Here is a 390-nt window from a genome sequence, read left to right as displayed (position 1 = left end):
GATCATCGCCTGCACTGCAGAAGCGGATGGCCGTTACGCCATCGAACTGGATCGGACGCTGTTTCACCCGCAAGGGGGCGGTCAACCGGCGGACCGTGGATGGATTGCCGGGCAGGTGGTTGAGACGGTGGCTGTGCGCGGCGAAAGGGTGCTGCATATTCTGTCGCAACCCCTTCCCCTCGGTGAAGTGGAGATGAAAATTGATGCCTCCGCGAGACAGCTGCATGCTCGTCTGCATTCTGTCGGCCACCTGCTTGGCCTGGCGGGCGAACAGCTTGGCTGGCAACCGGTGAAAGCGCACCACTGGCCCGGCGAAGGGCGGATAACCTTTACCAGCAGGAATAGCGCCGCGCTGCCGGACGCCAGTGCGCTACTGGCGTTAGTAAAGGC

General features: G+C 62.6%; 1 protein-coding gene. It reads left to right on the top strand.

The window, feature by feature from the left end; genetic code table 11:
* Nucleotides 1–390 (top strand): alanyl-tRNA editing protein (locus tag FJV41_RS56560; RefSeq protein WP_497812695.1); only part of this gene is annotated, 390 nt, incomplete at both ends.

Source organism: Myxococcus llanfairpwllgwyngyllgogerychwyrndrobwllllantysiliogogogochensis (assembly GCF_006636215.1).
Taxonomy (GTDB): Bacteria; Myxococcota; Myxococcia; order Myxococcales; family Myxococcaceae; genus Myxococcus; species Myxococcus llanfairpwllgwyngyllgogerychwyrndrobwllllantysiliogogogochensis.
Note: the sequence above shows the minus strand (reverse complement) of the source record. Positions and strands in the feature narration are given on the sequence as shown.